Source organism: Verrucomicrobiota bacterium, from assembly GCA_037139415.1.
Lineage (GTDB): Bacteria > Verrucomicrobiota > Verrucomicrobiia > Limisphaerales > Fontisphaeraceae > JBAXGN01.
On record JBAXGN010000117.1, the window covers coordinates 1 to 25094 of the forward strand.

General features: G+C 57.2%; 22 protein-coding genes. 11 read left to right on the plus strand and 11 right to left on the minus strand.

Features of this window, described 5'->3' with window-relative positions; genetic code table 11:
• Positions 1-179: 179 nt before the first annotated feature.
• Positions 180-2207, minus strand: coding sequence for a sialate O-acetylesterase (locus tag WCO56_19080; GenBank protein MEI7731683.1), 2028 nt, complete (start codon positions 2205-2207; stop codon positions 180-182).
• A gap of 397 nt (positions 2208-2604) precedes the next feature.
• Here WCO56_19080 and WCO56_19085 point away from each other — a divergent pair, with 397 nt between their 5' ends.
• From WCO56_19085 to glgA, 4 genes are read left to right on the plus strand one after another with little or no spacing between them, the layout of a single operon-like run.
• Positions 2605-3540: a phosphatidate cytidylyltransferase gene (locus WCO56_19085; protein ID MEI7731684.1), complete on the plus strand. Its 936-nt coding sequence runs from the start codon at positions 2605-2607 to the stop codon at positions 3538-3540.
• 8 nt (positions 3541-3548) lie between these two features.
• Positions 3549-4709, plus strand: a complete 1161-nt coding sequence (locus tag WCO56_19090) for a 1-deoxy-D-xylulose-5-phosphate reductoisomerase (GenBank protein ID MEI7731685.1) — start codon at positions 3549-3551, stop codon at positions 4707-4709.
• 60 nt (positions 4710-4769) lie between these two features.
• Positions 4770-6071, plus strand: coding sequence for a serine--tRNA ligase (gene serS, locus WCO56_19095; protein ID MEI7731686.1), 1302 nt, complete (start codon positions 4770-4772; stop codon positions 6069-6071).
• A 50-nt stretch (positions 6072-6121) separates the two neighbouring features.
• Positions 6122-7570, plus strand: a complete 1449-nt coding sequence (gene glgA / locus WCO56_19100; protein MEI7731687.1) for a glycogen synthase GlgA — start codon at positions 6122-6124, stop codon at positions 7568-7570.
• A gap of 25 nt (positions 7571-7595) precedes the next feature.
• Here the strand turns inward: glgA and WCO56_19105 are convergent, their stop codons facing one another.
• Positions 7596-8573, minus strand: a complete 978-nt coding sequence (locus WCO56_19105) for a hypothetical protein (GenBank protein MEI7731688.1) — start codon at positions 8571-8573, stop codon at positions 7596-7598.
• 108 nt (positions 8574-8681) lie between these two features.
• Entirely contained in the window at positions 8682-9527 is an 846-nt protein-coding gene (locus WCO56_19110) for a formyltetrahydrofolate deformylase (protein ID MEI7731689.1), read from the minus strand.
• Between the two features lie 170 nt (positions 9528-9697).
• Between WCO56_19110 and WCO56_19115 the strand changes: the two genes are divergently transcribed.
• Positions 9698-10993 (plus strand): glycosyltransferase family 4 protein, encoded by a 1296-nt coding sequence (locus WCO56_19115; protein MEI7731690.1) that lies wholly within the window; start codon positions 9698-9700, stop codon positions 10991-10993.
• Positions 10994-11068: 75 nt separating this feature from the next.
• On the opposite strand, the gene WCO56_19120 is transcribed toward WCO56_19115, so the two are convergent.
• The 5 genes from WCO56_19120 to WCO56_19140 form a co-directional block, all read right to left on the minus strand.
• Positions 11069-11428 carry a hypothetical protein gene (locus WCO56_19120; GenBank protein MEI7731691.1) on the minus strand — a complete coding sequence of 120 codons (360 nt, stop codon included), beginning with the start codon at positions 11426-11428 and terminating at the stop codon, positions 11069-11071.
• 6 nt (positions 11429-11434) lie between these two features.
• The gene (locus tag WCO56_19125; protein MEI7731692.1) at positions 11435-11980 is read right to left on the minus strand and encodes an FHA domain-containing protein; all 546 of its coding nucleotides are present in this window, start codon (positions 11978-11980) and stop codon (positions 11435-11437) included.
• A gap of 155 nt (positions 11981-12135) precedes the next feature.
• On the minus strand, positions 12136-12702 hold the full coding sequence (gene pyrE, locus WCO56_19130) for an orotate phosphoribosyltransferase (protein ID MEI7731693.1): 567 nt from the start codon (positions 12700-12702) through the stop codon (positions 12136-12138).
• Between the two features lie 50 nt (positions 12703-12752).
• Positions 12753-13499: a hypothetical protein gene (locus tag WCO56_19135; GenBank protein MEI7731694.1), complete on the minus strand. Its 747-nt coding sequence runs from the start codon at positions 13497-13499 to the stop codon at positions 12753-12755.
• A gap of 8 nt (positions 13500-13507) precedes the next feature.
• Complete coding sequence (locus WCO56_19140) at positions 13508-16792, minus strand: hypothetical protein (GenBank protein MEI7731695.1); 3285 nt, start codon at positions 16790-16792, stop codon at positions 13508-13510.
• 225 nt (positions 16793-17017) lie between these two features.
• On the opposite strand from WCO56_19140, the gene WCO56_19145 reads away from it, so the two are divergent.
• The 4 genes from WCO56_19145 to WCO56_19160 all read left to right on the plus strand — a co-directional run bounded on the left by WCO56_19145 (position 17018) and on the right by WCO56_19160 (position 20677).
• Entirely contained in the window at positions 17018-18553 is a 1536-nt protein-coding gene (locus WCO56_19145; GenBank protein ID MEI7731696.1) for an FAD-dependent oxidoreductase, read from the plus strand.
• 76 nt (positions 18554-18629) lie between these two features.
• Positions 18630-18875 (plus strand): 50S ribosomal protein L31, encoded by a 246-nt coding sequence (rpmE, locus tag WCO56_19150; GenBank protein ID MEI7731697.1) that lies wholly within the window; start codon positions 18630-18632, stop codon positions 18873-18875.
• Positions 18876-18938: 63 nt separating this feature from the next.
• Positions 18939-20018, plus strand: a complete 1080-nt coding sequence (gene prfA / locus WCO56_19155) for a peptide chain release factor 1 (GenBank protein MEI7731698.1) — start codon at positions 18939-18941, stop codon at positions 20016-20018.
• 62 nt (positions 20019-20080) lie between these two features.
• Positions 20081-20677: an HAD-IA family hydrolase gene (locus WCO56_19160; protein ID MEI7731699.1), complete on the plus strand. Its 597-nt coding sequence runs from the start codon at positions 20081-20083 to the stop codon at positions 20675-20677.
• Positions 20678-20807: 130 nt separating this feature from the next.
• On the opposite strand, the gene WCO56_19165 is transcribed toward WCO56_19160, so the two are convergent.
• Genes WCO56_19165 through WCO56_19175 form a run of 3 tightly spaced genes read right to left on the minus strand, consistent with a single transcriptional unit; the run spans position 20808 to position 23696 of the window.
• A complete protein-coding gene (locus WCO56_19165) occupies positions 20808-21503 on the minus strand; it encodes a prepilin-type N-terminal cleavage/methylation domain-containing protein (protein MEI7731700.1) in 696 nt (231 codons plus the stop codon).
• A gap of 3 nt (positions 21504-21506) precedes the next feature.
• Entirely contained in the window at positions 21507-22223 is a 717-nt protein-coding gene (locus WCO56_19170; GenBank protein MEI7731701.1) for a ferredoxin--NADP reductase, read from the minus strand.
• A gap of 60 nt (positions 22224-22283) precedes the next feature.
• Complete coding sequence (locus tag WCO56_19175; protein MEI7731702.1) at positions 22284-23696, minus strand: sugar porter family MFS transporter; 1413 nt, start codon at positions 23694-23696, stop codon at positions 22284-22286.
• Between the two features lie 33 nt (positions 23697-23729).
• On the opposite strand from WCO56_19175, the gene WCO56_19180 reads away from it, so the two are divergent.
• Both WCO56_19180 and WCO56_19185 read left to right on the plus strand, forming a co-directional pair.
• Positions 23730-24095: a hypothetical protein gene (locus WCO56_19180; protein MEI7731703.1), complete on the plus strand. Its 366-nt coding sequence runs from the start codon at positions 23730-23732 to the stop codon at positions 24093-24095.
• Positions 24096-24225: 130 nt separating this feature from the next.
• A complete protein-coding gene (locus WCO56_19185) occupies positions 24226-25062 on the plus strand; it encodes a HEAT repeat domain-containing protein (GenBank protein MEI7731704.1) in 837 nt (278 codons plus the stop codon).
• Positions 25063-25094 lie beyond the last annotated feature (32 nt).

Sequence of the window (25094 nt, forward strand, 5' to 3'; positions counted from 1 at the left end):
CTGGGAAGTCGGCGACACAGCAGGTTAGGAAACCTGCGGTACGTTGCGCGACGCGGATTTCCAATCCGCAGACCTTCATGTCATCCCAACGGTTGGTGATTCCCCAGCGTCTGCCGACTGGGAAGTCGGCGATACAGCAGGTTAGGAAACCTGCGGTACGTTGCCGCGGTGATGCTTCCTCATCGTTCGGTTCCGGCCTGGAAGGGGGCGGCGGGCAGGCCCGCGCCGTTGTAGAGGTTGCACGTGGGGTTGTTGGCCCAGGCGTAGCGCACCGCCACCGGCTGGGGCACGGCGGGGGACCAGAGGACGACGGTCTCGCCCTCGATCCTGGCCGTGGCCCACTTCCAGTTTTTATCCGCGCCGCAGAGGGCAAAGCCTTCGAGTTCGCCGTCCGGGCTGTGCCGCACCAGGGGTTGGAGCGCGGGGGACATGCTGGTGGGCTGGTATTGCGCGGGGAGCGGTTTGGCGACCAGCCCGCCCGCGGTGCCGCCAAAGGTCAGGCGCACTTTATCCCCCTCGATTTTCATGGCCTGAAAGACCGGACCGGAATCCACGACGGTTTGTTGGTAGGTGCGCGCCAGGGCGAGCCGCGCGAGGCGTTCGCCGGCTTCTTGTTTGTAGATGGGATGCACGTCTTCCTCGCCCAGGTCAATCAGCACCGCCTGCCCGGTGTGGGGGAGGGTCAGGCCTTTGGCTTGCGCCTCGCGCAGTTGCGCCCAGAGGCTGTTTTCCGGGAGGTCTTTTTTGGCGCTGTAGTTGGGCAGTTGGCAGAAGTAGAACGGCAGCTCGCGGCCCCAACCCGTCCGCCAGCCCCGGATGATGCCCTCGAACATCTTCCAGTAGAGGGCGGGTTGCCCGGTGTCCTGCTCGCCTTGGTACCAGATCACGCCCTGGATGGTGGCGGCCAGGAGGGGATGGATCATGCCGTTGAAGATGCGGCCGGGGACGCTGTGGGTGCCGGGGTTGGGCGGGATCATCGGCAGCGCCTTGCGCGCCTCGGCGGTCAGGGCGGGCAGCGCGAATTCCACTTTGGCCAGCCATTCGCCGTTGAGGAGCACCCGCGCCGTGCCGACGCCGATGAACAGGGTGGAGGGCATGGCGGCCCGCTCGGTGGGCGTGAACAGCCGGATGGCGACGGTGTTCTCGCCCTCGTGGAGCGCGCCTTTGGGCAGCGCGTAGCGGACATCAAAGCCGCCCTTCAGGCTTTCCACGGTGGTTTCATCGAACTTCTTGCCGTTGAGATAGAGCGCGTTGAAGTCCCGCACGGCGCCGAGCTGAATCATCGCGTTCTCCAGGGAGCCGGGCGGGATGTTGACTTGCTTGCGGAACCACACCGCGCCGGAATCAGGCAGGCCCGCCGCCGGCAACGTGGCGGGCAGGGTGACTTTTTTCCAATCGCCCAGGGGAACGCCGGGGGCCGCGTACGCCGCCGGCTCCGCCGGGTGATCGTTCCGCTGGAACTGCGTTTCCCATTGGCGGTAGGCCGGGAGGTATTGCTCCTTCAACAGCGGATAATCGTCCACGCGCTTTTTGACGCTGGCCAGTTTGCTCTGCCATTCGGGCACGCTGGCCAGGGCCTCCGGCGGCAGCCAGGACATCGCGGAGGTGCCCGACCAGGCCGCCAGGATCAGCCCGACGGGCTGCTGAATCGTTGCTTGCAGGCGCTTGCCGAAGAAGTAACCCACGGCGGTGAATTCCTTGGCGGTGTCGGGCCGGGCGGCGATCCAGGCGCCCTTGCAATTATCTTCCGGGGTTGCGGAAGCGCTGTTCGCCACGCGGAACTGGCGCAGCTTGGGATTGGCCGATTGCGGGATTTCCTGGGCGGCCTCCCCGGCGCGGGCCAGGCCAAAGGCCATGTTCGATTGCCCGGAGCAAACCCAGAGTTCACCGATCAGCACATCGGACACGACCACTCGGTTGACCCCTTCCACGGTCAACTCGAACGGCCCCTCGGCAACCTTGCTGAGGTCCAGGATCACCTGCCATTTCCCATCGGCACCAGTGGTCGCTTGCGCGCGGACGCCGCCCAGGGAGACGGTCACCTTTTCCCCCGGCGCCGCCTTGCCCCAGACCCGGGTGTGATCGGAACGTTGCAGCACGGCGTGGTTGGAAATAAGCGCGGGCAGCGTGACTTCCGCGGACGCTGAAGCGATGAAGATGCCCAGGCTTGCCGCCAGGATGAATGGGAAAGTGGATGATTTGTTCATGCGCAATGGACGGGATTGGATTGAGTGACTTGGAAGTTGCGTTCGCCCGCCCTTTGGCGCAGGGCGATGAAGCAATAGTGATTCGGGCCGTCGTTCATGAATAAACACACTAATTCCCGCCGATAGCGCCGACAAGTGTATTTCAGGGCGATGATTCAGCGTGATGGCAGCAGGATTACATGAGGTTCGGGGAAGTCTCCCCAGGAGCCCTTACTTCCAGGTTCATGGGAAGTCTCCCCTCTTTCCTTTGCTGGGTCCACCGCCCCCCGTGACCGGGCAGCCTCGAAGGCGGTGGCGGCAAGGGACACACATGAACTAAGGCAAACCAGCAATGAATAAAAGCGTTGAAGTCAAATTCCTTGCTAGACTTCCCCGTGAGCTTCAGTAGCATTGATCCATGCCTGATGCGGTTCCAACTCAACCCGCACCGTTGTCCAAAGGCGCGGTGTTTGTACGGCGATTGTTTAGTTCGGTCGTCTTGTGGACGGTGGTGATTGCCGGACTTTTCTCCGGCATCCATTGGCTTTCCAACGGCCTGTTCTTCGTGATCATCACGGTGCTGGCGCTGTTTGGGCTGATCGAATTCTACGATCTGGTGCAGAAGCGGGACCTGGTGTGTTTTAAGGAGTGGGGCATCGTTGGGGGCATGTTGCTGACGGTGAGCACGTTTTTCTATGTCGCCGGGGAGATTGAGCCCTTGCGAATTCTGCCGCCGGACGTGAATGATTTTGAGACGGCGTTCCTGATTCTGTTCGTGCTGGGGCTGTGCGTGCGCCAGTTTGTTTCCCGCACGAACACGTCCGGCATTCTGGCCATTTCCACCACGTTGTTTGGGTTGATGTATGTGCCGTGGCTGTTGAACTTCATTCAAAAGATCAATTTCTATCCGGGCGTCGAGGGCCGGTATTACGTGTTGTATTTTGTGCTGGTGACCAAGTTCAGCGATATTGGGGCGTATTGCACCGGGTCGCTGATTGGGAAGCACAAGATGATCCCGCGCATCAGCCCCGGCAAAACGTGGGAGGGGTTTGGCGGGGCAATTGTATTCTCGACGGTGGTCAGCCTGGTGTTCGCCCACTTTGCGCGCGGGCATTTGACGGGTATGACGGTGGTGCATGCCGTGGTGCTCGGGGTGTTGCTAAGCACCACGGCGGTGGTCGGGGATTTGATCGAGTCGTTGTTCAAGCGTGAAGCGGGGGTGAAGGATTCCGGCCGGTTCTTTCCGGGCATTGGGGGGATTCTCGATTTGCTCGACAGCTTGCTATTTAATGCGCCGCTGATGTATTTGTATCTCCGGTATGTCATGCGACCGGAGTGCGTGGTCATGCCCTAGATTTTACCATGAAAAATGTAGTTTTATTAGGCAGCACGGGTTCCATTGGGACTAGTACTATTAAAGTGGCGGAGGATTTGCCCGACCAGATTCGATTGATCGGACTGGCGGCGGGTGGTAACGCGGATTTATTGCTGCAACAGACGTTGAAGCATAAACCGGCGGCCATCAGCATTAATGATCCGGCCCGGCAGATTGCCATGCAAACCGCGCTGGGCAGCGGAACGGATGTCTATTGCGGCGCGGAAGGGTTGTTGAAGCTGGCAACCATGCCGGCGGCGGATATTGTATTGATTGCGATTGTCGGCACTGCCGGGTTGCAGCCCGCACTGGCGGCCATTCGTGCCGGGAAGGATATTGCGATTGCCTCCAAGGAAATCCTGGTCATGGCGGGGGAAACGGTGATGAGCGAGGCCCGCAAGTACGGGGTGAAGGTATTGGCGGTGGACAGCGAGCATTCGGCCATCTTCCAATGCTTGGACGGCAAGCCGCCCGGGTCGGTGCGCAACTTATGGTTGACCGCCTCGGGCGGGCCGTTCCGCAGCACGCCGAAGGAACAGTTTACCAGCATTACCGTGGAGCAGGCGCTCAAACATCCGTCGTGGGTCATGGGCCGCAAAATCACGATTGATTCCGCAACGCTCTTCAATAAGGGGTTGGAGATGATCGAGGCGCGCTGGCTGTTTGACATTGAGATGGACCGCGTGGGCGTGGTGGTCCACCCGCAGAGCATCGTGCATTCCATGGTGGAGTTTGTGGATGGCTCGATCCTCGCGCAGTTATCCACGCCGGACATGTGTTTGCCTATCCAATACGCGTTAACGTATCCCAACCGGGTTGCCAGCCAGCGGGTGCAAACCAACTTCCCGCAAATTGGCAAGCTGACGTTCGAAGAGCCGGATGCGGATCGTTTCCCGGCGCTCAAGCTGGCACGCGAAGCCGGGAATATCGGCGGGACGTTGCCTGCCGTGCTCAACGCCGCCAACGAAGTCGCGGTGGATGCCTTCTGCAATCGTAAGCTCAGCTTCCTCGGCATCACCGAAACGGTGGCCCGCACGATGGCTGCCCATGCCGTCGTCAACCATCCTGCCATGGAGCAAATCCTGGCTGCCGACGCCTGGGCGCGGCAAACGGCGGTGCGGATGGCGACGGAAGTTGGCGGCGCGTAAATTCATCCGATCCCGCTGCTTTATCCTTGCCCTTGGGCGTGGTGATTTTATCATGCCGCCATGCTTGACATTAAATTGATACGTGAAAAGCCGGAGTATGTACGGGAACGGCTGGCGGCGCGCAACGCCGGCGATGAGGCCAGAGTGACGGAAGTTCTGGCGCTGGATGAGAAACGGCGGAAGGCGTTGAGCGAGGTGGAACTGCTCAAGGCATCGCGTAATCGCGTCTCCAAGGAGATCGGCGTGTTAATGGGGCAGAAGAAGACTGCCGAGGCCGAGGTCAAGAAGTCCGAGACGCGCCAGATCGGGGATACAATCGCGGAACTCGACAAGGTAGTGGCGGAAACGGATGTGGCCCGGGCGGAAATCTTGTTGCGCGTGCCCAATGTGCCGCATCCCAGCGTGCCGACGGGCAAGGTCGCCGAGGATAATCCCAAGGTGCGCGAATGGGGGCAGAAACAGACCTTCGATTTCCAACCCAAGTCCCATATTGATTTGTGCAACAGTCTGCGCCTGGTGGATTTTGCGCGGGGTGCCAAGTTGTCCGGCAGCGGGTTCCTGCTGTACACCGGGTGGGGTGCCCGGTTGGAACGCGCGTTAATCAATTTCCTGCTGGACTTGCACGTGAACCAGCATGGCTTTACGGAAGTCTCGCCGCCGTATGTTATCAGTCGCGATTGCATGACCGGGGTGGGCCAGTTCCCCAAGTTTGAAGATCAGGCGTACGCCGTGCGTGAAGGGAATGACAATTCGACCATGGGCAAGCTCTACCTGTTGCCCACGGCCGAGGCACCGGTGGCCAACATTCACCGCGAGGAAATCCTTCAGGAAAGCCAATTGCCGATTTATTACTGCGCTTATAGCCCATGTTTCCGTGCCGAAGCTGGGGCGGCAGGCGTGGGCACGCGCGGCATGATTCGCGTGCATCAATTTGACAAGGTGGAGCTGATTAAAGTCGTCACGCCGGAGCGCGGTTATGAGGAATTGGAGGCCATGGTCGGCAATGCCGAGAAGGTGCTGCAATTGCTCGGTCTGCATTATCGCGTGGTGCTGCTCTGTACGGGTGACATGGGTTTCGCCAGCGCCAAGACGTACGACATCGAAGTGTGGGCGCCAGGGCAGGGGAGTTACCTGGAAGTTTCCAGTTGCTCCAACTGCGAGGATTACCAGTCGCGTCGCATGGGGCTCCGCTACAAGACCGCCACCGGCGAGAATCGCTTTCCGCATCTGCTCAACGGCAGCGGCACGGCGCTGGCTCGGCTGTTTGTGGCGTTGCTGGAAACGCATCAGCAGAGCGATGGCTCCATTCTCATTCCGGAAGTGTTGCAGCCGTTCCTCAAAACTGACCGGCTGAAGCCCTGAATCGCGTTATTCCATTGTAAAACATGGCCGCCAATGTTTAGAGTCACCGCATGAAGATACTGCTCGCCTGTAGCGAAGTGCATCCGTTCTCCAAGACCGGCGGCCTTGGTGACATGGTGGGCGCGCTGGCCAAGACGCTGGCCCGGGTGGGACACCGTGTGGGGATCGTGACCCCGCTTTATCGTGGCATTCAGGAAAAGTATCCCGCCATGCAAAAGCTGGAGTGGTGGATGGATTTGCCGATGGGTTTGAAACACGTTCAGGCGGAAGTGTGGACGCTAGAACCCGAGCCGGGGCTAACCGTGTATTTCATCCGTCAACCCGCGTATTACGACCGCAATGGCATCTATACCGAGCTGGGGGTGGCCTATCCGGATAACGGGGAGCGTTACATTTTTTTCAGTAAAGCCGTGGTTCATCTGGCGCGCTATCTGCCATGGCAACCGGAGATAGTGCATGTGCATGATTGGCAGACGGCGCTGGTTCCCGCTTTGATTTTGCATCAGGAGATGTTCGACGACTGGCCGCAGATACCCAAAACCTGTCTGACCATTCACAACCTGGCCTATCAGGGGATTTTCTTTCCAGCGGATTTTAACCTGACCAATCTGGCCGAGGAGTTCATGAATCCGAACGGCGCGGAGTTTTATGGGATGATGAATTGCCTGAAGGCGGGCATTGCGTATGCCGACATGGTCACCACCGTCAGTCCCCGTTATGCCCGGGAAATCACCACTGAGGCGTATGGTGAGCATCTGGATGGGCTGTTGCGTGGTCGCGGCAGTGCGTTGGTGGGTATTTTGAACGGCGTGGATTACGAGGAATGGAATACCGAGCACAATCCGTACCTGCCGAATCCTTATTCCGTCGAGAATCTGGAGGGCAAGCGTCTGAACAAAGTGGCGCTGCAAAAGGAACTGGGTTTGCCGGAGAATCCGAATATGCCCTTGTTCGGCAATATCTCGCGGTTGACGGATCAAAAGGGCACCGAATTGATTTTGGGCGCGATGGAGGAGATGCTGGCTTCGGAGCTTCAATTTGTGTTGCTGGGAACGGGTGATCCCGTACTCGAAGCTGCCTGCGTCGCCTTGGGTAAACGGCATCCCTCAAAGGTCGCGGCCAGGATATTGTTCAATCCAGCGTTGTCGCACCGCGTGGAAGCCGCGTGTGATTTCTACTTGATGCCTTCGCGGTTTGAACCGTGCGGTTTGAACCAGATGTACAGTCTGCATTATGGCACGCTGCCGGTGGTGCGGGCTACGGGTGGCTTGGATGATTCTGTGGTGGACATTGCCGAAAATGTCGAGGCAGCCACTGGCATCAAGTTTTACCAGTTTTCCGCGCGGGTACTGGCGCGCGCCATCCGCAAAGCCTTGGTGTTGTACCAAACTCCGGCGCTGATGGACCGCATGCGGCGCAATGCCATGCAGCAGGACTTTTCCTGGCAAAGCACCGAGAAGCATTACGCGAAACTGTATCAGCGATTACTGTACGGTTGATCAGCCGATCAAACTCCAACTGACTTCACTTGCCTGCTTTGGCGCGGGCATCCTTGAGCTTTTCCGTCAACTCGTTGCAGGTGCCCAGATATTCCATGGCCTGCACTTTGTCGAGGTGCTTTTGAGCGTCGTCAAACCGTTGCAGGCTAATGCAAATGCGCGCGTAATGCAGCCAGACACCCTGCCGTTGCACATCATCCTCCGCCACCGCCTCGGCGCGCCGCCAGGCGGCCAGGGATTCTTCGCCCAACTGGACCACCGCCTGGTTTGCGACGGTGGCGTTGGTGGTCACTGGCAGAATCACCGCGTAATAGGATTGCGCCAAGTCGCTGGCGACCGTGAAATTAGTCGGGCACAATTCCAATGCCTTTCGGTATAAATCCTGCGCCTTGGTAATTACGTCGCGCAGGGATAGGTGATAAACGTTCATGGCGTCGCCGCGAAACAGGAGTAGGTTGCGGGCATAGTTTTGGTAGTAGAGCGGCTCGCGCGGATTCAGCTCCAAGGCGCGGGCGTAGCAGGTGAAGGCGTTGGTCGCGGGGCCGTTGTGCCCGTAAAAGTTCCCCAGATTATTCCAGACCACCGCGTTGGCGGGCGCCAGGGTACGAGCCTTCTCCAATTGTTCCAACGCTTCCGGCTCATGGCCCCAATCCCGCAGGAAACTGGCGTATGCCAGCCGTGCCCGGGTATGTTCCGGATGCACCTTCAAAAAACCCTGATACGCCTCACCAACCGGTTCAAAGCGCCTGCTGATGCGCAGTTGCAGCAGGGCTTTGGCCACCGTGACACTTTCCACGTGATTGGATTGACTGGCCTTGATCCACTCATCCACCTCGGCTTGCGCCTCGTCATCCGCCCGGAGCAACGTGCGATATTCCGAATCCACGGAATCATTTGTGGCGATTTGGATGTTCACCGGGACGGGACTGCCCAGGCAGGTCAGGATGGACAGCCATAGCCACAGCCAACCGAGCGTACGCCAATTGTCAAAAGGTGAATTCATTTCGGAGAAGTGATTTCTCTGCCGTTCATTTTCTTCTTTGGATTTCGCGTTTCGGTTTTCGGGACTCGAATTTCCCCGCTCACTCCAGCAAAGCCAAAAGCACCAGTATCACACCTGCTTGACGATGCCCCAATACACGTCCAACCGTTTGGACAGATACAGCTTGATCGCTTTGAGCAGCACCTGCGCCTCCAGTTTTTGACCGTTCGCAATGATATCCTTGATGCCCATGTTGGGTTTCACGCGAAAACAATCCTGCGCGATGATCGGTCCTTCATCCAGGTTCATCGTGACAAAGTGCGCCGTGACGCCGATTACCTTGACACCACCTTCATACGCCTGCCGGTACGCTTGCGCGCCGGGGAAACTGGGCAGCAGCGAAGGATGAATATTGATGATCTTGTTTTTATAACGCCACACGAAATTGGGCGAAAGAATCTTCATGAACCGGGCCAGCACGACAAAGTCCACCTCGTGCTTTTCCAGAATTTCGAGCGCCTGTTGCTCGCCTTGCGTGCGTTCTACCCAGGGAACTTCCACGAACGGGAGGTGATGCCGCCTGGCCACTGGTTCCAAGTCGCGCCGGTTACTGAGCACGACGACTGGGTCGGCGGTCAGTTTACGGGAGCGCACCTCATTCAGGATGGTTTCCAGGCAATGCGGTTCCTTGGTGACCATGATGGCAAAACGCTGGCGGCGGCGCGGTTCCGTCCAGCGCAGCTTGATTTCCATGTCCAGCGTTTTGGCAAACGCCGCCAGTCCGGCACGCACCGTGTCGGGATTCATCTGGGCGGTTTTCCAACTCGCCTGGATGGTCATGCTGAACTGTCCGCGTGTGACCTGCTCCTCCAGGGCTTCGATATTGGCCTTCTGCTCGAAGAGAAAATTCGTCACCCGGGCCACAACACCCGTTTTGTCCCGTCCGATCACCGTGATGGTTGCAAATGATTTCATAAATTAAAGCGGCGCGATCTGCCGTGCCGACAACGCCACAGCGTACCATTTTCGTTCTGCTGCTCAATCAAAAACAAGTTTTCAAATGCCACCGGTATGGAAGTGGCAAGCTCGGCTTTTTCAGTTGCATCCTGCGCGGTGCGTGCTTTGATTACTTGGCATCAGACATCATGAATATTGTGCAAGTCACCCCGGGCGCCGGCGGCATGTACTGTGGAAATTGCTTCCGCGACAATGCGCTGGTAGCGGAGTTGCGTCGTCAGGGACATTCCACCCTGATGGTGCCGCTCTACCTGCCCATGACGCTGGAGGAACCGGACCAAAGCGCTGGCACACCACTATTTTTTGGCGGCATCAGCGTTTACTTGGAACAAAAATCCGCCCTTTTTCGCAATATGCCAGGCTGGTTGCGGAACGCGCTGGCCGCGCCTGCACTACTGAAATGGGCTGCAGGACGGGCCGCCAAGACCCAGGCGGCGGATGTGGGGGAGTTGACGATCTCCATGTTGCGCGGCGAGGATGGGCGACAAGCCAGCGAGTTGGCTACGCTGATTGCGTGGCTGAAGACTCAGCCGCGTCCGGATGTCATCTGCCTCTCCAATGCCTTGTTGGTTGGCATGGCGCGCCAGCTTCGCGCGGAGTTGGGCGCACCGGTGTTCAGCTTGTTGCAAGGGGAGGATTCGTTTCTGGATGCCATGCGGGAGCCGCAGCGTGCCGTGGCATGGGAATTGATGGCGGAGCGGGCACGGGAGGTGGCCTGTTTCATTACTCCCAGCCACTATTTTGCCAACCGCATGCGGGATCGGTTACGGGTTGCCCCCGCGCAAATTCAAGTGCTGCCCAGTGGCGTTAATCTCCAGGATTTTCCCACCACCCCGGCGGGCTCGCCACAACCACCAGTACTGGGCTTTTTCGCACGGCAATGCAAAGATAAGGGGTTGGATTTATTGGTGGACGCGTTCCTGGAGTTGCGACGGCGCCAGCGCGTGCCTGAATTGCGGTTGAAGATCGGTGGCGGCTGTGGTCCAGCCGATACCGCCTTTGTTGCTGTGCAAAAACGCAAACTGGAACGCGCCGGACTGCTCGCGTCCGTGGAGTTTCATCCCAACGTGGATCGCCAGGCTAAAATCGAGTTTTTACGGTCGCTCACGGTGTTCTCCGTGCCCGCGCTGTACGGCGAGGCGTTTGGGTTGTACTTGGTGGAAGCCATGGCGGCGGGTGTGCCGGTGGTACAGCCGCGCGTGGCCGCTTTTCCGGAAATCATTGAGGCTACTGGTGGCGGAGAGCTTGCGGAGCCGACGGCGATTGGCTTGGCGGAAGCCATCGAACGGCTGTTGTTGGACCCGGCCCGGTGTCAGATGCTGGCGCGGCAGGGACAACGAGCGGCTCATGCCAAGTACAGTACGCCCCAGATGGCTCGCGAGTTGACCGCGTTATTCCAAGCACATGGCGTTGCTGGCGTTTAAACTTGGAAGAAGTGGTTCAAATTTTAACTCGTACATTTCGAAAATCGGGGACCATGATTATGGTCCGTGATGCACTTATTCCGTACCGACCTCATCCCCGGCGCCAGCTTCACCGGAAAGCATGTCCCCGGCGACGAAATAATCCATTTGCGGACCGGTAAGGCGAAGCGTGCCGATCTTGTTGCCTTGGCGATAAACGCCCAAACGGGAACCAAGTTTAGGCATTTGTCCGATGGGGAAGCTCAGAATGGCGGTGCGTCCGTCAGGGTTATAGCGAACCACCTTGCCAACCTGAAGTACCTCTGGAGGAAGGATTTTAGCGCCACTGGCTTGGCCCACAGCGACGGAGGACGATGGCGGTGGTGGTTTGGAAACATCTGGCGAGGCACAACCGGCCAAAAGGAAAAGCAGAATAAAAAAAACGCCCGCTTTCACAAGCGCTTATGGCGTTGTCTGCGTGGAGGGCGCGGGACCAGATTGCCCCTGCTGCTTGAACGCATAAACCAAGAGCCCGATAATCACCAAACCCAGGATGACGCCGACGATGATAAAAACCAAGTTGGTCTTGTTGGTCTTTTTGGCAAACGGGGAGTTCGTTTCAAAGTTGACCGGTTGGAGACCAGTTTCCAACTCATTAAGTTTAACGCCTTGCGGCAAAGCGATGGTATGATCCAATACCTGTTTTTTGGGCGGTGCCGCTTGATCAGACTCCAACCGCATTTGCAGGTTGCCCAAACGCAATATCTGGCCCGGCTTGAGAGTGGCTTCATGGATCTGGTTTCCGCCAATAAACGTACCGTTGGTGGAATCCAAATCTTTGATGACAACCTCGGTGCCACGTAGGTGAATTTCACAATGATGGCTGGATACGGATGCTTCGGGAATGCACAGCGTGTTGTCGTCCACCCGGCCAATGGTAGTCTTCTCCACCTTAAGCTCATAGGTAAGCCCGGTGTACCCCTCACTTAATACCACTAGTTTTGCCATACTTTATTTCGGTAGAGATTACCTTCAGGTCGCGACACAAGTCAAACGGTTTCCCAAACAAATGCAGGAATTATTTTCGAGGGTATTCGTGATAAATCCGCGATTTCCTCTCCATGCTCTGCCACCGGCTGCATCGTTGGGGGGGCTCATGTGCTTTATTTACTGCCGGGTTTCACCGGCGGCATGGCCGCCAAGTCAGGCGGCAGCTTGTCGGCTTCAAAGGTCTCGACGTTAAGTTTAAGCAGGCTGCACATCGGCACCCCCAGATTCACCAGCCCATTGGAACGATCCACCACCATGGCAACCCCGGCGACAACACCCTGATGCGCCCGCACGATGTCCATGGTTTCCACCACCCGGCCACCCTTGGTGACCACGTCTTCCACCACGAGGATTTTCTCACCGGCGGCAATCTTAAAACCGCGCCGCAATACGAGTTTACCCTCCTCCTTTTCCACAAAGATGAACCGGAGACCAAGTTGGCGGGCGACTTCCTGGCCGATCACCAAGCCACCCATGGCCGGGGAAACGACTGTTACTGCGCCCAATGGCTTCAACTTGGCCGCCAAGGCGGCTCCCAATTTTTCCACATCCGGCATGTACTGGAGCGCCAACGCGCATTGAAAGAACTGCCGACTGCGCAGGCCGCTTCGCAAAATGAAATGACCTTCCAGCAGGGCGCCGGTTTTCCGAAAAACATCAAGGACTTGTGTTTCTGTCATGCGTAAGCAGGATAGGATAAGCCGGGAAAATTGTCGAAGGAAAAGAACAGTTATGGATCTTTGGGCGAAGATTTCTTTCCACTGGAATTACCAGGCCGATGGGCTGGCGGCGCGGGATGAGCGATATTGGCCCCTTCTTTGTGTAACTTGTCATATTCCTCGACCGTGATGGGTTCAATCTTCACGTTGTCGAACCAATAAATATCGGGCGGATAGTAGGCGTACAGCATGACCCGCATTTCTGTAACCTCCTTACGAAACTTGGTGGGAAAGAATTCCTGGGAGATGGTTACCCAGTCATTCGCCGAGGCGCGGCATTCTACCGTGGTTTCCCAGCGCCGCCGTTTCTCGCCCTGGAACATGCCGTAACCGCGTACCCAAACCTTGCCGGTGCCTTTGGATTTGTAGTCAAACGTAATTTTATACGGTTGATTGGCGATCACCGGAATGGGGTCGGAGTAATACGAGAGTCCATAGGTGTCGGAGATATTGTTTTTTTCCGGATTCGGGAAGATCCATTTATCGAGCCCCACCTTTTTCCACTGTGCGCACATCGCGATTTCGGAAATGCCAGTATTGATGCGGATGGCTTTACCCCGTTCCTTGCCGTCGCTGCCGGCGGGAGCATTGGTCCATTGTACCCCTAGACCATCCAGGCGATCCCAAAAGAACGGTTTGGCGGAATCTTTGGGATCGGCTTGTTCAAAGCCGCCATTCGGTACCAGCAGGTCTGCGGCGAAGGCAGCATGGGCCGCGATCAGGATGACTGCGATCAAGTGGTTGGTGGAATGCTTCATCTCTGTTCCTATTTCTTATTGCCCGTATTTTGGTCGGCCAACACCTTGAAATATTCGCCCACCATTTCTTCGTAGCCTTTCGGAATACCGTCGGAAAGTCCGGTTTTAATTTCGTCCCGATAGGATTCCGGCAACTTGGTGCGTTCCCGGTGCAGGCCGCTCTCGACCCGCACGGTGCGCTTGGCATCACCAAGCATGTTGACGGCTTGACTAAAGGCCCGGCGAACGCCCAAACCGTCGCCTTTGCGCGCGGCCTGTTCCACCTTTTTCATGGCGTTTATCGAGGCTTCCAAATCGCCGGTGGGCAGCTTGTATTTGCGCAACGCCAAGGCCAGGGATTCCGCTTCCTGGCGAATCTTCGCCTGGTTATCGGCGATGCGGGGCATTTTCTGGCCCAGTTGGGGCGAGTTGGGGCCGCGCAGTCCCTCGGCGCCATGCCCGGAAAGTTTGCCGCCCCCTGTCGCACCACCCTTGCTGTTTTTGTCTTCGTCTTTGACGGCGCCCTCTTCAAATGGGGTGGCATCCAAGCGGGTCGGGGTTTCCCGGCCGCCTTTGCCTTGCGCGGTTTCCTCGACCATCTGGCCACTACTGCGCCCGGTGCGACCTTCGCCGGAGCGTCCGCCGATTTCCATCTGATTGGGCAGGGTATTGCCGGTGACCCCTTTGGCGCTCATGCTGGAAATCGGTCCATCGCCCGCGCCCCAGCCGGCCCCTTTATCGAGAGAATCCATCCAAGGACTCGAAACATCCTCAATATCCTGAGTCATTTCCTCTTCCTTATCAATCAGGTCGCCAACAATATCTTCCAGCTCAGAAGGCAATTCCGCCATCGGCACATCGGCGGGAGCGCCAGTGGCCTCCTCCATGTTCCACTTGATGTTATCCGGCTTGTCGGGCAGCCACTTCTCGAGATTCTGCACCAGATTTGAGGCGCCTTCCAGGCCGGATTGCTCCGCCGGCACGGCCAGTTCCACTTTCTTGCCGAACAGGTTGGACGAGGCCATCTTGATTTCCTGATACACCTCGTTCACTTCCTTGGACAGTTTGCCATCGGAGAAATCCTGTTGCGGCAGTTTGCTGAAATCCGTCAGTTTTTCCTGAAGGAACTTGGACCATTCCCCTTCCTCGCGGGCCATGTCGCCCAGAATTTTATCCTCCTTATCGGTTAAATCCTCGGGCCGTTTGTCCATCAAAGCCTTGCTGCGTTCGAGAATTTTTTCCTGAGCGGCCATGAACTTCTTCAAGTCATCCGTCAATTCTTTGGCAATATCCTCCGGTTTCACCATGGGGGTGTTTTCGTTGTCTTTCGGCGTACTGTTGGTGCGGGCAAGCTGCTGCTTTTGATCCGCTATCTTGCCCAGCAACGCTATCAATTCGGAGAGGATATACGTCTGGCGTTTTTCGATGTCGGCAATTTCCGCCGTCAGTTTGGTCTCGGCCAGCGCGGGTAATTTCTCGACGTCACGCAAGGCCCACGGCATTTCGCCATTGACCAGCGGTTCCATGGTAGCGGCATAGACCTTGCCATCCGGCGCATTATTAAAATACTTGATGGCCATCTGCCCGTTGCGCCGGGCGTCACTCTGATGCGTGGAAATTTCCCGGGCTCGGTCTTTGATACTCTTGTTTTTAATCGCTTCTTCCAAGTAGGTTTTCAGATTGGCGGTGCGATTCAGAGAGCGGTCTTGAAAAGTGATGGTGGAACGCAGACTGGCGAAACCGGAGGCCAGTGGATCATCCGAGGCAGGCGCAAAGTTATCCAGCGACTTGACGCGCAGCATGATGGGACGCGACTTGGATGGCTGGGCATTGGGGCGAAAATCAATCGCCAGCGCTTCGAGCAGATAGGCGGTGTCCGGTTTGAAAAATTGCGGGTCCACTTCGAGCTTGTAGCTTTCCTTGAACGGACCTTTGTTGCCGGGCGGGCCGATGTACGTCCAGGACTTGGCCACCCGTTGCACCTGTTCGGATTCCGGGGTGCGCACGGTGATCTCGATGGCGCGCACGCCGTAATCGTCACTGGCCTGAATTTCCAACGGCACCGTGGTACCCAGGTTGACGAGGCGGTTGCGGTCAGTGGTGATGAATTCGATCTGGGGCGGTTGGTCTGTCTCCAGCCGTAGCGCGCCCTTGGTGAGGCTGACATTCTTGCGCAACCCCGGCGCGGTGACTTCCACATCATACTCGCCGCCAGCAGTGACAATCGTCTCCATTTGCCAGTGCCTCCCCATGTTTTTACAGGCGGTGGCGTTGGAACCGAGCAGCCAATTCGCCGCACTAACCGACGGCTCGATCATCATGATTAATTCCAGCTTGGAACCCGGCAGCGCACCGACCGAGGTGGGCGGTCCGGGATTGGTGACTGCGCCCATGCCAATATAGGCGGGCGGAGTGACGCAAAAAAACGATTCCTTGATGCGCGGCAGCGTTTTAACCAGCACCCGCACACTGCGCGAATACGCGTCATCCGCAAACACCCGGAAGGCAAATTGGCGTCGCACATCGGCAAAGGTATAAGTGTATCTGGAGGTCAATCCCGGCGCGCCGGCCATCACCAGATTTTCTCCAGAAGCAGGGTCCGGCTCCACGGCGGTAACCGCTTCTTTCCATACCAACGTCGGGGTGCCATTCAACGCTTTACCGGCCACCTCGGCGGTGATTTCCACATTTTCCCCCTCCACCACGGTTAAATCCGTTCCCGGGTTGATATTCAGTTGGAGCGACGCCACCGGCGGGCGATCGGAGAGCGGGGATACGAAGCGCGCTCCGGCATTCAACACGTAGCGCGGATACAACGAGGCATACACCACCCAAGCGACAATAAGCAGGATGGCGCCGCTGCCCCAGCGCAGCATATCACGCTTGTTCCACAGGTCGGAAATGCGAATGGCTCCGGCGTGTTCCACGCCCAGGTTGAACGTGCGTTCGGCAAACTGGCGTTCCTCGGGACGGAAACTGCGGGTTTCAAACTGGCAGGCGTTGATCAGCGCGTTATCGGGAACGCCATAGCGCTTTTCCAGCAGGATGGCGGTACGCTCCACACGCTGCTTCTCGGCGGCGACACGGTAAATCTTTTTGACGAAGCCAAAGCCTACCAGTAACGCCCCGCCCACGGCCAGAGGCAGCCGCAATCCCGCCGGCAACCGCAGAAAATTATCCAAGAGGAACAATGCCAGCCAGATGCCCAGGCAGGTTACCAGCCACCAACTCACCCCAACCAGAATCGCGGACAACTTGATGCGTCGTCCGGCCTGTTTCAAGATCGTTGTGATGCCAGTTTGGTTCGTATTCATGGCCAATGCGGTTTAATCTAAACGATTTTCCGAAAAACACCACTGGAATGTTTTTACGCTTTAGCAGAAAACGCCTCATGCACTGCGGATACCATCACTGTTCAGGCCGTTGGGTGATCCAGAAGCGACTTTCGCACATTGACGGTTCAAAGCGTCATAAAATGATGATTTTGCCGTCGTTTCTGGTTTGCACGCCGTTGCCGGAGGTTTTATTGTGGCTCTGCTATGAACGAAATTAACCGACGGTCTTTCTTAAAATCGTCAACGTTTGGCGCGGCTGCTGCTGCCGGGGCTGGCGGTATGCTCATGGCCGCGCAGGAAAATCCCCCTGCCGACACCAACGGCCAAAATTCCACGCGGGAGACGTTCCGACTGGCGCGGGAAATCCCGGTCGAAGCGGAGTTCGACCTGGTCGTGGCTGGCGGCGGTCCCGCTGGAACTGCAGCGGCGGTTTGCGCCGCGCGGCTTGGAGCCAAAGTGCTGCTGGTGGAGGCCACTGGTTGCCTGGGCGGCATGGGAACCTCGGGTTTGGTGACTGAATTTGACCCAATGGCCAACGGCGAGCGGATGCTGGTCGGCGGCTTGATGCGCGAGATTGTCACCACCATGCACCGGCGGGGCTTCCTTGCCCCGCACGTCACGGAGGAGTTTTACAGTAAACGGTTTCATTGTTGGACGCCGTTCCGCGCCGAGGGTTACAAACTGGTGCTGGACGAACTGGTCACCGCCGCCGGGGTGGATATGCGGTTCTTCACCCGGGTGGTGGAAGCGGATGTGGATGCCGCCACGCGCCGCGTCAAAGGGGTGATCCTGCACAACATCGAAGGGCTGCGTTATGTCCGCGCGAAAACGTTCGTGGACGCCACCGGCGACGCGGTCCTGACCAGTCTTTGCGGTGCGCCTTGCCGTGAGGCCGGGCGTGACACGCCCAACATCATGCCGCCCACGCTGTGCTCGCTGGTTGGGGGGATTGACTGGAAACGAGCCACGAAAAACCCCGGCGGCACCGGCCCGGACAACCAACAGAAGTTGGTGGAAAAGGCCATCGCCGACGGGCACTTCACCTCGCATGATCGCCATGTTCCAGGCATGTTTCGCGTCGGGGATTCCCTCGCCTCGCTCAATACCGGCCACATTTTCCACATGAATGCCCTGCAATGCCGCAGTCTCAGCGATGGCGTGATGCAGGGACGCCGGATTGTGCAGGAGTTCATCTCCTTCTACCGCAAGTATGTGCCGGGATGTGAGGCGATTGAACTGGTCACCACCGGCAGCCTTGTGGGCATACGGGAATCACGGCGGATCGTGGGCGAATATGAATTGAACTTCGCCGATTATCTCGCGCGGCGGCAGTTCCCCGACCAGATCGCGGTGTTCAACAAGGCGGTGGATATTCATGTCTATGACGATTCGGAGGCTGAGTACCAACGGTATTTCAAGGAATATAACCAGACCGGACGCCTGAAGCCCGGCGAATGCTACGGCGTTCCCTATGGCATCTTGGTGCCGAAGGGGTGGCAGAACCTTTGGGTGGCGGGCCGCTGCAATTCCAGTGATATTCAGGTGCATGGCTCGATCCGTGTGCAACCCGCCGCCTCAATGATGGGCCAGGCCGTCGGCACGGCAGCGGTGCAAGCCATCGCCACCGGGCAACCCGCGTGCGACCTTGACACGGCAAAGCTTGTCGAAACACTGCGCACCGCCGGGGCTTACCTGCCTCAGGAAAAATTGGAACGAGGCATGACACGGGGGAAGGGATAGCGTGGCTCAAAAAAAATGAAATTAACACTTGTCAAACGGCGGGGGGCTGGTACGGTCTGCCGCTCTATTTGAAATTATGAAGTCTGATATTCATCCTAAGTATCAGGAAGCGGAAATCCGGTGCGCCTGCGGCAACGTGATTAAGACCCGCTCCACTAAACCGTCTATTGTGATCGGTATCTGTAACGTTTGCCACCCGTTCTATACGGGGCAGCAGAAGTTCGTGGATACCGCTGGCCGCGTGGATAAATTCCAGCAGCGCATGGCCAAAACTCAAGCCGCCCAGGCTGAGGCCGCCACCAAGAAGAAGAAACGGAAGTAGCCGCTTTTAGCATTCCCGCCCGCAGGGCTGCAACGCCTTGCGGGCGGGTTGTTTTTACGGCTTATGGATTTGCGTCCCCATATTGAACGGTTTGGCAAACGATTCGCCGAACTGGAAGCGCAGTTGGCTGACCCCAAGGTTTTCAACAACCCTCAACGGGCCCAGGAACTGCATCGGGAATACGCGCGTCTGAAGGACCTGGTGGCCGATGGCCAGTTCTACCTCAAGACGCTGGCAGAATTGGCGGAGAACCGCGCCATGATCCAAACCGAAATCAATGACTCCGAACTGGCCCAAATGGCCCGGGAGGAAATCCTTCGGTTGGAGCCGCTGGAAAAACGGCTGACGCTCAAGCTTCAGCACGGCATCCTGCCGCCGCATCCGGCGGATTCGCGCAACACCATTGTTGAAATTCGCGCAGGCGCGGGTGGCGCCGAGTCGGCGCTGTTTGCCGCCGATCTTTACCGCATGTACTGCCGTTACGCGGAATCCCGCAAGTGGACGGTGGAAAGCATGGATTCCAACCCCTCGGATTTGGGCGGTTTCAAGGAAATCACCTTTAACGTGAGCGGCACCGACGTCTTTAAGCGGATGAAGTTTGAGAGCGGGGTGCATCGTGTGCAGCGCGTGCCCGCCACGGAGGCGCAGGGGCGGGTACACACCAGCACTGCCACGGTGGCCGTGCTCCCCGAGGCGGAAGAAGTGGACATTGAGATCAAGCCCGACGAGTTGGAGATCAATGTCTGCCGGGCCTCAGGTAAGGGAGGGCAGGGGGTCAATACCACGGATTCCGCCGTGCAGATCATTCATAAGCCCACCGGCATGATCGTCCGCTGCGCCGACGAGCGTTCCCAGCAAAAGAATAAGCTTAAGGCCATGAAGGTGCTGCGATCCCGTTTGCTGGAGATAAAAGTGGCGGAAGAAAACGCCAAATATGCCGCCCGCCGCAAAGAACAGGTGGGCACCGGCGAACGCAGTGAAAAGATTCGCACCTATAATTTCCCACAAAACCGGGTGACCGATCACCGGGTAGAACTGACGTTGTATAACTTGGCCAATGTCATCGAAGGCAACCTGGATGAACTGATTGAGCCATTGATGAATTACGATCTGGAAGAGCGGCTCGCATCGCTCAAAGAGTAAACGCTAAAGGGTGTCCGGTTGGCTAATTTCTCCGTTTTTGTTACGACCATTTGATTTCGATTATGTCCCATACTATACGCACCATCAAAGGATTGGTTTTTGATTGCGACGGCACGCTAGCGGATACCATGCCGCTGCACTGGCAGGCCTGGCAGATCATCTCCCGCCGCTATCGTTTCCATTTCCCGGAGGACCGCTTTTATTCGCTGGGCGGCGTTCCCTCGCGCGATATTTTGCACATGCTTTCCGAGGAGCAGGGGATTGCGCTGGACCCGTTCGAAGTCTCACGTGAAAAGGAATCCGAATATCTTAAAAACCTGTCCCAAATAGGGCCCATCCCGGTGGTGGTGAATATTGCCCGTGAGAATTTCGGCAAGCTGCCCATGGCGGTGGCTTCGGGCGGCAGCCGGCATATCATTGAGCTGGTCCTGACCCATCTGGGAATTCGCGAACTCTTTGGCGCGGTGGTGACCAGTGAAGATGTGAAACATCAGAAGCCCGCGCCGGACATCTTTGTGGAGGCGGCGCGGCGCATCGGGATTGAACCGAAACATTGCCGGGCTTACGAAGATACCGATCTGGGGATGCAAGCCATTCGTGCCGCCAAGATGGAAGCGGTGGACGTGCGCGAGTTGCTGGCGCTCAAGCGGTGCGCGTAAAGAACACTACGTCGTTCAGGTTGTTTGGCACGTTTTTGAAACCAGGTAGTCTCCATTTCAAAGTTACCGGAACATAACTTGCAGCAGCCCTCCCGCTCGTCGAACTGGGCATGCGGTTTGCCCGGATAATTCACCACACTAACATCCGCACCGTCCCGGCGTTGTGGTATTCCACATGCCCATCCACAAAATTGACGCAGCCACTGGAAATTCCGGGTTTATGCCAGCCGCCGGGATTATCGGGGAATACCACCACATTGTCCGCAAACATCACCGTCATGGAGGGATTGGTCACCACGTTTACTTTCTTCCCCGCCAGACCGCCGTCATCCAGATAACCCGTGGCGTTAAACATATATGAGTTGCCCACCCAATCGTACAACCGGTTTGGGAGGGTGTCCTCGCGTCCGGTATCCAGTGGGCAAAGCATTAGGTTAGGCGGCAGCCCGTAGTGGTTCAAAGGGCGGTCAATCCGGTTGAAAATCCCGGCTTGCCCGGTGTACATATTTCCGTTCGTGCGCCCAGCCCACACGAACCATTCCATGCCATCGGTGGAAATGGTGGGGGAATGCGGGTCACCCCAGAAGCAAAGGTCCTCGTAGTCATCGAGGTACATCATCATGGCCACGCCCGCCTGCCGGAGTTGCGATAAACACTGCGTTTGCCGCGCCTTCTGTTTGGCTTTGGCAAGCGCCGGCATCAGCATCGCGGCCAGGATGGCAATGATGGCGATCACTACCAATAATTCAATAAGCGTGAACCCGCGACCGTTGCGCTTGCCCGATGACGGAACAGCGGCAGCTACAACGATGTTCTCGCGCTTCATAGGCTATCCCCACTTTTCCAAATGCATTTGTGCTTTTGGGAAGAGCAACTCGTCACAAACGATTTTTCGGGTGCCTTCCACCAGCGCATTAGGGCCGCAGGCGTAGAAGAAGGTGTGTTCCCGATCCACGATTTGTTCCTGCAACCAGGCGGCATTGATGCGCCCACGATGTCCCATCCAGGAATGGCCTTCCGGCAGGCGGGTGCAGGTGACCAGAAATTTGAACTGGGGATTTTCCGCAACCAGAGTGTCAAAATCTTGATGGAAAATAACCTCTTCCGGAGCGCGCACGCTATAGAGCACGGTGATGCGGGTGGAAAGTTTTCGCAAGGCGGCTTCCCTCATGAAACCCCGGAACGGAGTTACGCCGGAACCGCCCGCGACGCAAATAAGGTGGGCGTCGGGCTCGTATATCGGCAGGAAACGTCCCGTGGGGGGGATTACGCATAACCGGTTGCCCACCATTGCCCAATCCACCAAGCGGGTACCCATCTTGCCCTCGCGCTTGACGGTAACTTCATAATAGCCGCGGTCCAGTGCGCAAGAGGATAGTGAGTAGGCCCGTTTGTAATGGGGCGCTTCGGGCCAATAAATTGTGATAAACTGGCCGGTCTTGAATTCGACGTCGTATCCCTCGGGCCATCTGAGCCGCACAGACTTTGTATCCGGCGATTCATTTTTCACCGATTCAACCACCATTTCCACGATTTGTTTTGCCATATATTTGTTCGCTCGCAATTTTGACGCTAGCAACGTGGCATGAGTCTGGCTAAATGCAACCTAATGCCCGGACTTCTCAAACATCGTTTCGATTTGTTCCAGGGATTGTCCTTTGGTCTCCGGCACAAACCGCCAGACAAACAGGATTTCGAGGACGCACATCAGACCATATAAGACAAACGGCACGCTGGGCAAATCTTTGAAGCGATCCATCAACATGGGAAAGCTCTGCGTCACGACATAATCCGCAAACCACAGGCACAGGGTCGCCAGGGCCATGGCCCGGCCACGAATCCGCGTTGGGAAAATCTCCGCAATGATCACCCAGGTCACCGGGCCCAGGGACATGCTGAAACAGGCCATGTAGCCCAGGATGAAAACCAACATCCAGAACGGCGCGAATTTGTAATAGAGCGCCGCGGCCATGGAGACCAGGCAAATGCCCATTCCCAGCGTGCCCCAAAGCATCAAGGGTCGCCGCCCCCATTTGTCCACCGTCCAGATGGCCACGATGGTGAATAGAAAATTGACCGCCCCCACGCTGATATGCTGGAGGAGCGCCACATTGGTGCTGCTGCCCACGGATTCAAATATTTTGGGCCCGAAATATATAAAGGCGTTGATGCCGGTAATTTGTTGGAGCACCGCCAGCACAATGCCGATGACCAGCACCAGGCGCATTCCCGGTTGCAATAGCTGTCTCAGCGAGGCGCCTTCGTGGGAGAGGCTCGCCTTGATCGCCTGCAGCTCCACCTCAGCGGCCGCCTGGCCGTTCACGCGGGTCAGGACCTTCAGCGCCTCGGCTTCCCGGTTTTGCTCCATCAACCAGCGCGGGCTTTCCGGCACTAACAGCAGCAAGCCCAGGAATACGAGCGATGGCAACGCCCCCATGGCAAACATCCAGCGCCATCCCGTGTTCACATTCCAGGCGTGGTCCCCTTTCCCGGCGATGTACCAATTGATAAAATACACTACAAATATTCCGGTGACGATGGCCATTTGGTTCAGGGAGACCATCCGCCCCCGCAGACGCGCCGGGGCCACCTCGGCAATGTACATCGGCGAGGCAATCGAGGCCGCCCCCACGCCAATGCCGCATAAAATCCGGAAGACGATAAACATCCACAGCTCCTTGGGCAGCGCCGTCCCCACGGCGGACGCGCCAAACAGCACCCCGGAGAAAACCAGCAATTTCTTGCGTCCCAACCGGTCCCCAAAGGCACCCGCGATGGAGACGCCGATCATGCAGCCGATCAGAATGCAGCCGGCGGACCAGCCTTCCATGCGCGGGTCCATGGCAAACTTTTCCTTGAGGAACCCAATGGCTCCGGAAATCACGGCGGTATCATAGCCGAACAGCAGGCCGCCGAGCGTGGCCACCAGGCAGATCAGGACGACATACCCCGTGCTGCCCTTGGCAGACGCGCCCAAACTTTGGGCCGTCGGGACGGACGATTGCGTTGCGGTGCTCATGTTGGACAGGAGTTATGCCAAATCCTTGCGCGGATGGCAAATGGATTGATTCGCCAGATTATTGCCACGTTGGCGGCTGGGGATGCCGGAGCGGGGCTTAAGCCGGCGGGGCACCGCGCCGCTTTGGATGCCCGCGCAAGGAACCGCGCGGCGCGGATTGTCAGCGATGACGATGGGGATGACACTGAAGTTCCGTACCCCCTCACCCTAACCCTCTCCCTCGGGGAGAGGAAAATCCGCTCGCCGCGTATGGATATTCTGAAGGTTATTGGTGCGCTCCCGTCGCAGACGGATTCTACGCCGGACGCCAAAGACCCGCAGATAACCCATAATCCGCTCCCTCAGCCGCAGAACGGACCTCCTCTCCCCGAGGGAGAGGAAAGAGGTGAGGGGGTATGAAGCGATGGGATTCTCGGTGCCTGAAAAATCCTTCGCGCAGTCCTATTTGAGCCTCGTTACCTCGTCGCCTACCTTTATTGTGGCGCTTTTTTGATGGTCAACGGGGCGATTCCGGGGCAGAATCCCGCCCATGAAAACCACGACGAAAGTATGGCTGGGCGCAAGCGCACTGCTCGCCCTCGTCGTGGCGTTGATCTGCTGCAAAATCAAGACCGCCGAGCCCAGTTATCAGGGGAAGAGTTTGAGTGAGTGGATGGAGGAGATTGATACGGATGCGGTTTTTAACGGGAATGGAGAGCTAAGCTCCACCAATAAGGAGATTGCCACGGCCTTGCGGGCTATGGGCACTAATTCTGTGCCAATTTTATTAGGGCAGTTAGAACTGAGTGATTCGAAAATCCATGATTGGATTGAGGAATTAAATCGCAGGCAAAAAATCGTAAAAATTCCAATCGGAGCTGATGCATGGAAAAGCAAGGCCAAAGCAACGCGTGCCTTAGTCGCACTTGGGCCAACTGCCAAACCGTTTATTTCACAGTTAGTTCCATTATTGTATGACACCAATAAATCAATTCGTGCCACGGCCGTGTTAGTGGCGATTGGCCCGGAGGCGTATCCGGCGATACTAACGGCATTGCAACATACCAATAGTAATATTCGTTATCATGTATTATGGGGAATGGGTTGGTGCAGGGAAAAATGTGCTTTTGCGGTGCCTTCCTTGATCTCAATGCTAAATGATCAAGATATTACAGCCCAAAACATCGCTATCCAAGTACTGGGCAGAATAAAAAGTGAGCCAGACATCACCATCCCTGCGTTGAATAAGCTATTATCCAGCTCGGACCCAGCAATATTTTTCAATGCAGCAAAGGCACTTGAGGCATTCGGAACCAATTCCACCGCGGCGTTACTGGTATTGCAACAATACCAGGCACAGTCTGGCCTAGCAGCCTGTCGGACTTAACAATGCGGATTTTTTGCAGGTTTTTGAATAAA

Excerpts from the sequence above, each read along its gene's own strand:
- rpmE (MEI7731697.1), top strand. The coding sequence starts at position 18,630 with ATGAAGTCTGATATTCATCCTAAGTATCAGGAAGCGGAAATCCGGTGC.
- WCO56_19145 (MEI7731696.1), top strand. The coding sequence starts at position 17,018 with ATGAACGAAATTAACCGACGGTCTTTCTTAAAATCGTCAACGTTTGGC.
- WCO56_19165 (MEI7731700.1), bottom strand. The coding sequence starts at position 21,503 with ATGAAGCGCGAGAACATCGTTGTAGCTGCCGCTGTTCCGTCATCGGGC.
- WCO56_19090 (MEI7731685.1), top strand. The coding sequence starts at position 3,549 with ATGAAAAATGTAGTTTTATTAGGCAGCACGGGTTCCATTGGGACTAGT.
- WCO56_19135 (MEI7731694.1), bottom strand. The coding sequence starts at position 13,499 with ATGAAGCATTCCACCAACCACTTGATCGCAGTCATCCTGATCGCGGCC.
- WCO56_19085 (MEI7731684.1), top strand. The coding sequence starts at position 2,605 with ATGCCTGATGCGGTTCCAACTCAACCCGCACCGTTGTCCAAAGGCGCG.
- WCO56_19110 (MEI7731689.1), bottom strand. The coding sequence starts at position 9,527 with ATGAAATCATTTGCAACCATCACGGTGATCGGACGGGACAAAACGGGT.
- WCO56_19185 (MEI7731704.1), top strand. The coding sequence starts at position 24,226 with ATGAAAACCACGACGAAAGTATGGCTGGGCGCAAGCGCACTGCTCGCC.
- WCO56_19115 (MEI7731690.1), top strand. The coding sequence starts at position 9,698 with ATGAATATTGTGCAAGTCACCCCGGGCGCCGGCGGCATGTACTGTGGA.
- WCO56_19125 (MEI7731692.1), bottom strand. The coding sequence starts at position 11,980 with ATGGCAAAACTAGTGGTATTAAGTGAGGGGTACACCGGGCTTACCTAT.
- WCO56_19160 (MEI7731699.1), top strand. The coding sequence starts at position 20,081 with ATGTCCCATACTATACGCACCATCAAAGGATTGGTTTTTGATTGCGAC.
- WCO56_19175 (MEI7731702.1), bottom strand. The coding sequence starts at position 23,696 with ATGAGCACCGCAACGCAATCGTCCGTCCCGACGGCCCAAAGTTTGGGC.
- WCO56_19105 (MEI7731688.1), bottom strand. The coding sequence starts at position 8,573 with ATGAATTCACCTTTTGACAATTGGCGTACGCTCGGTTGGCTGTGGCTA.
- WCO56_19140 (MEI7731695.1), bottom strand. The coding sequence starts at position 16,792 with ATGAATACGAACCAAACTGGCATCACAACGATCTTGAAACAGGCCGGA.
- WCO56_19180 (MEI7731703.1), top strand. The coding sequence starts at position 23,730 with ATGGCAAATGGATTGATTCGCCAGATTATTGCCACGTTGGCGGCTGGG.
- serS (MEI7731686.1), top strand. The coding sequence starts at position 4,770 with ATGCTTGACATTAAATTGATACGTGAAAAGCCGGAGTATGTACGGGAA.
- pyrE (MEI7731693.1), bottom strand. The coding sequence starts at position 12,702 with ATGACAGAAACACAAGTCCTTGATGTTTTTCGGAAAACCGGCGCCCTG.
- glgA (MEI7731687.1), top strand. The coding sequence starts at position 6,122 with ATGAAGATACTGCTCGCCTGTAGCGAAGTGCATCCGTTCTCCAAGACC.
- WCO56_19080 (MEI7731683.1), bottom strand. The coding sequence starts at position 2,207 with ATGAACAAATCATCCACTTTCCCATTCATCCTGGCGGCAAGCCTGGGC.
- WCO56_19170 (MEI7731701.1), bottom strand. The coding sequence starts at position 22,223 with ATGGCAAAACAAATCGTGGAAATGGTGGTTGAATCGGTGAAAAATGAA.
- prfA (MEI7731698.1), top strand. The coding sequence starts at position 18,939 with ATGGATTTGCGTCCCCATATTGAACGGTTTGGCAAACGATTCGCCGAA.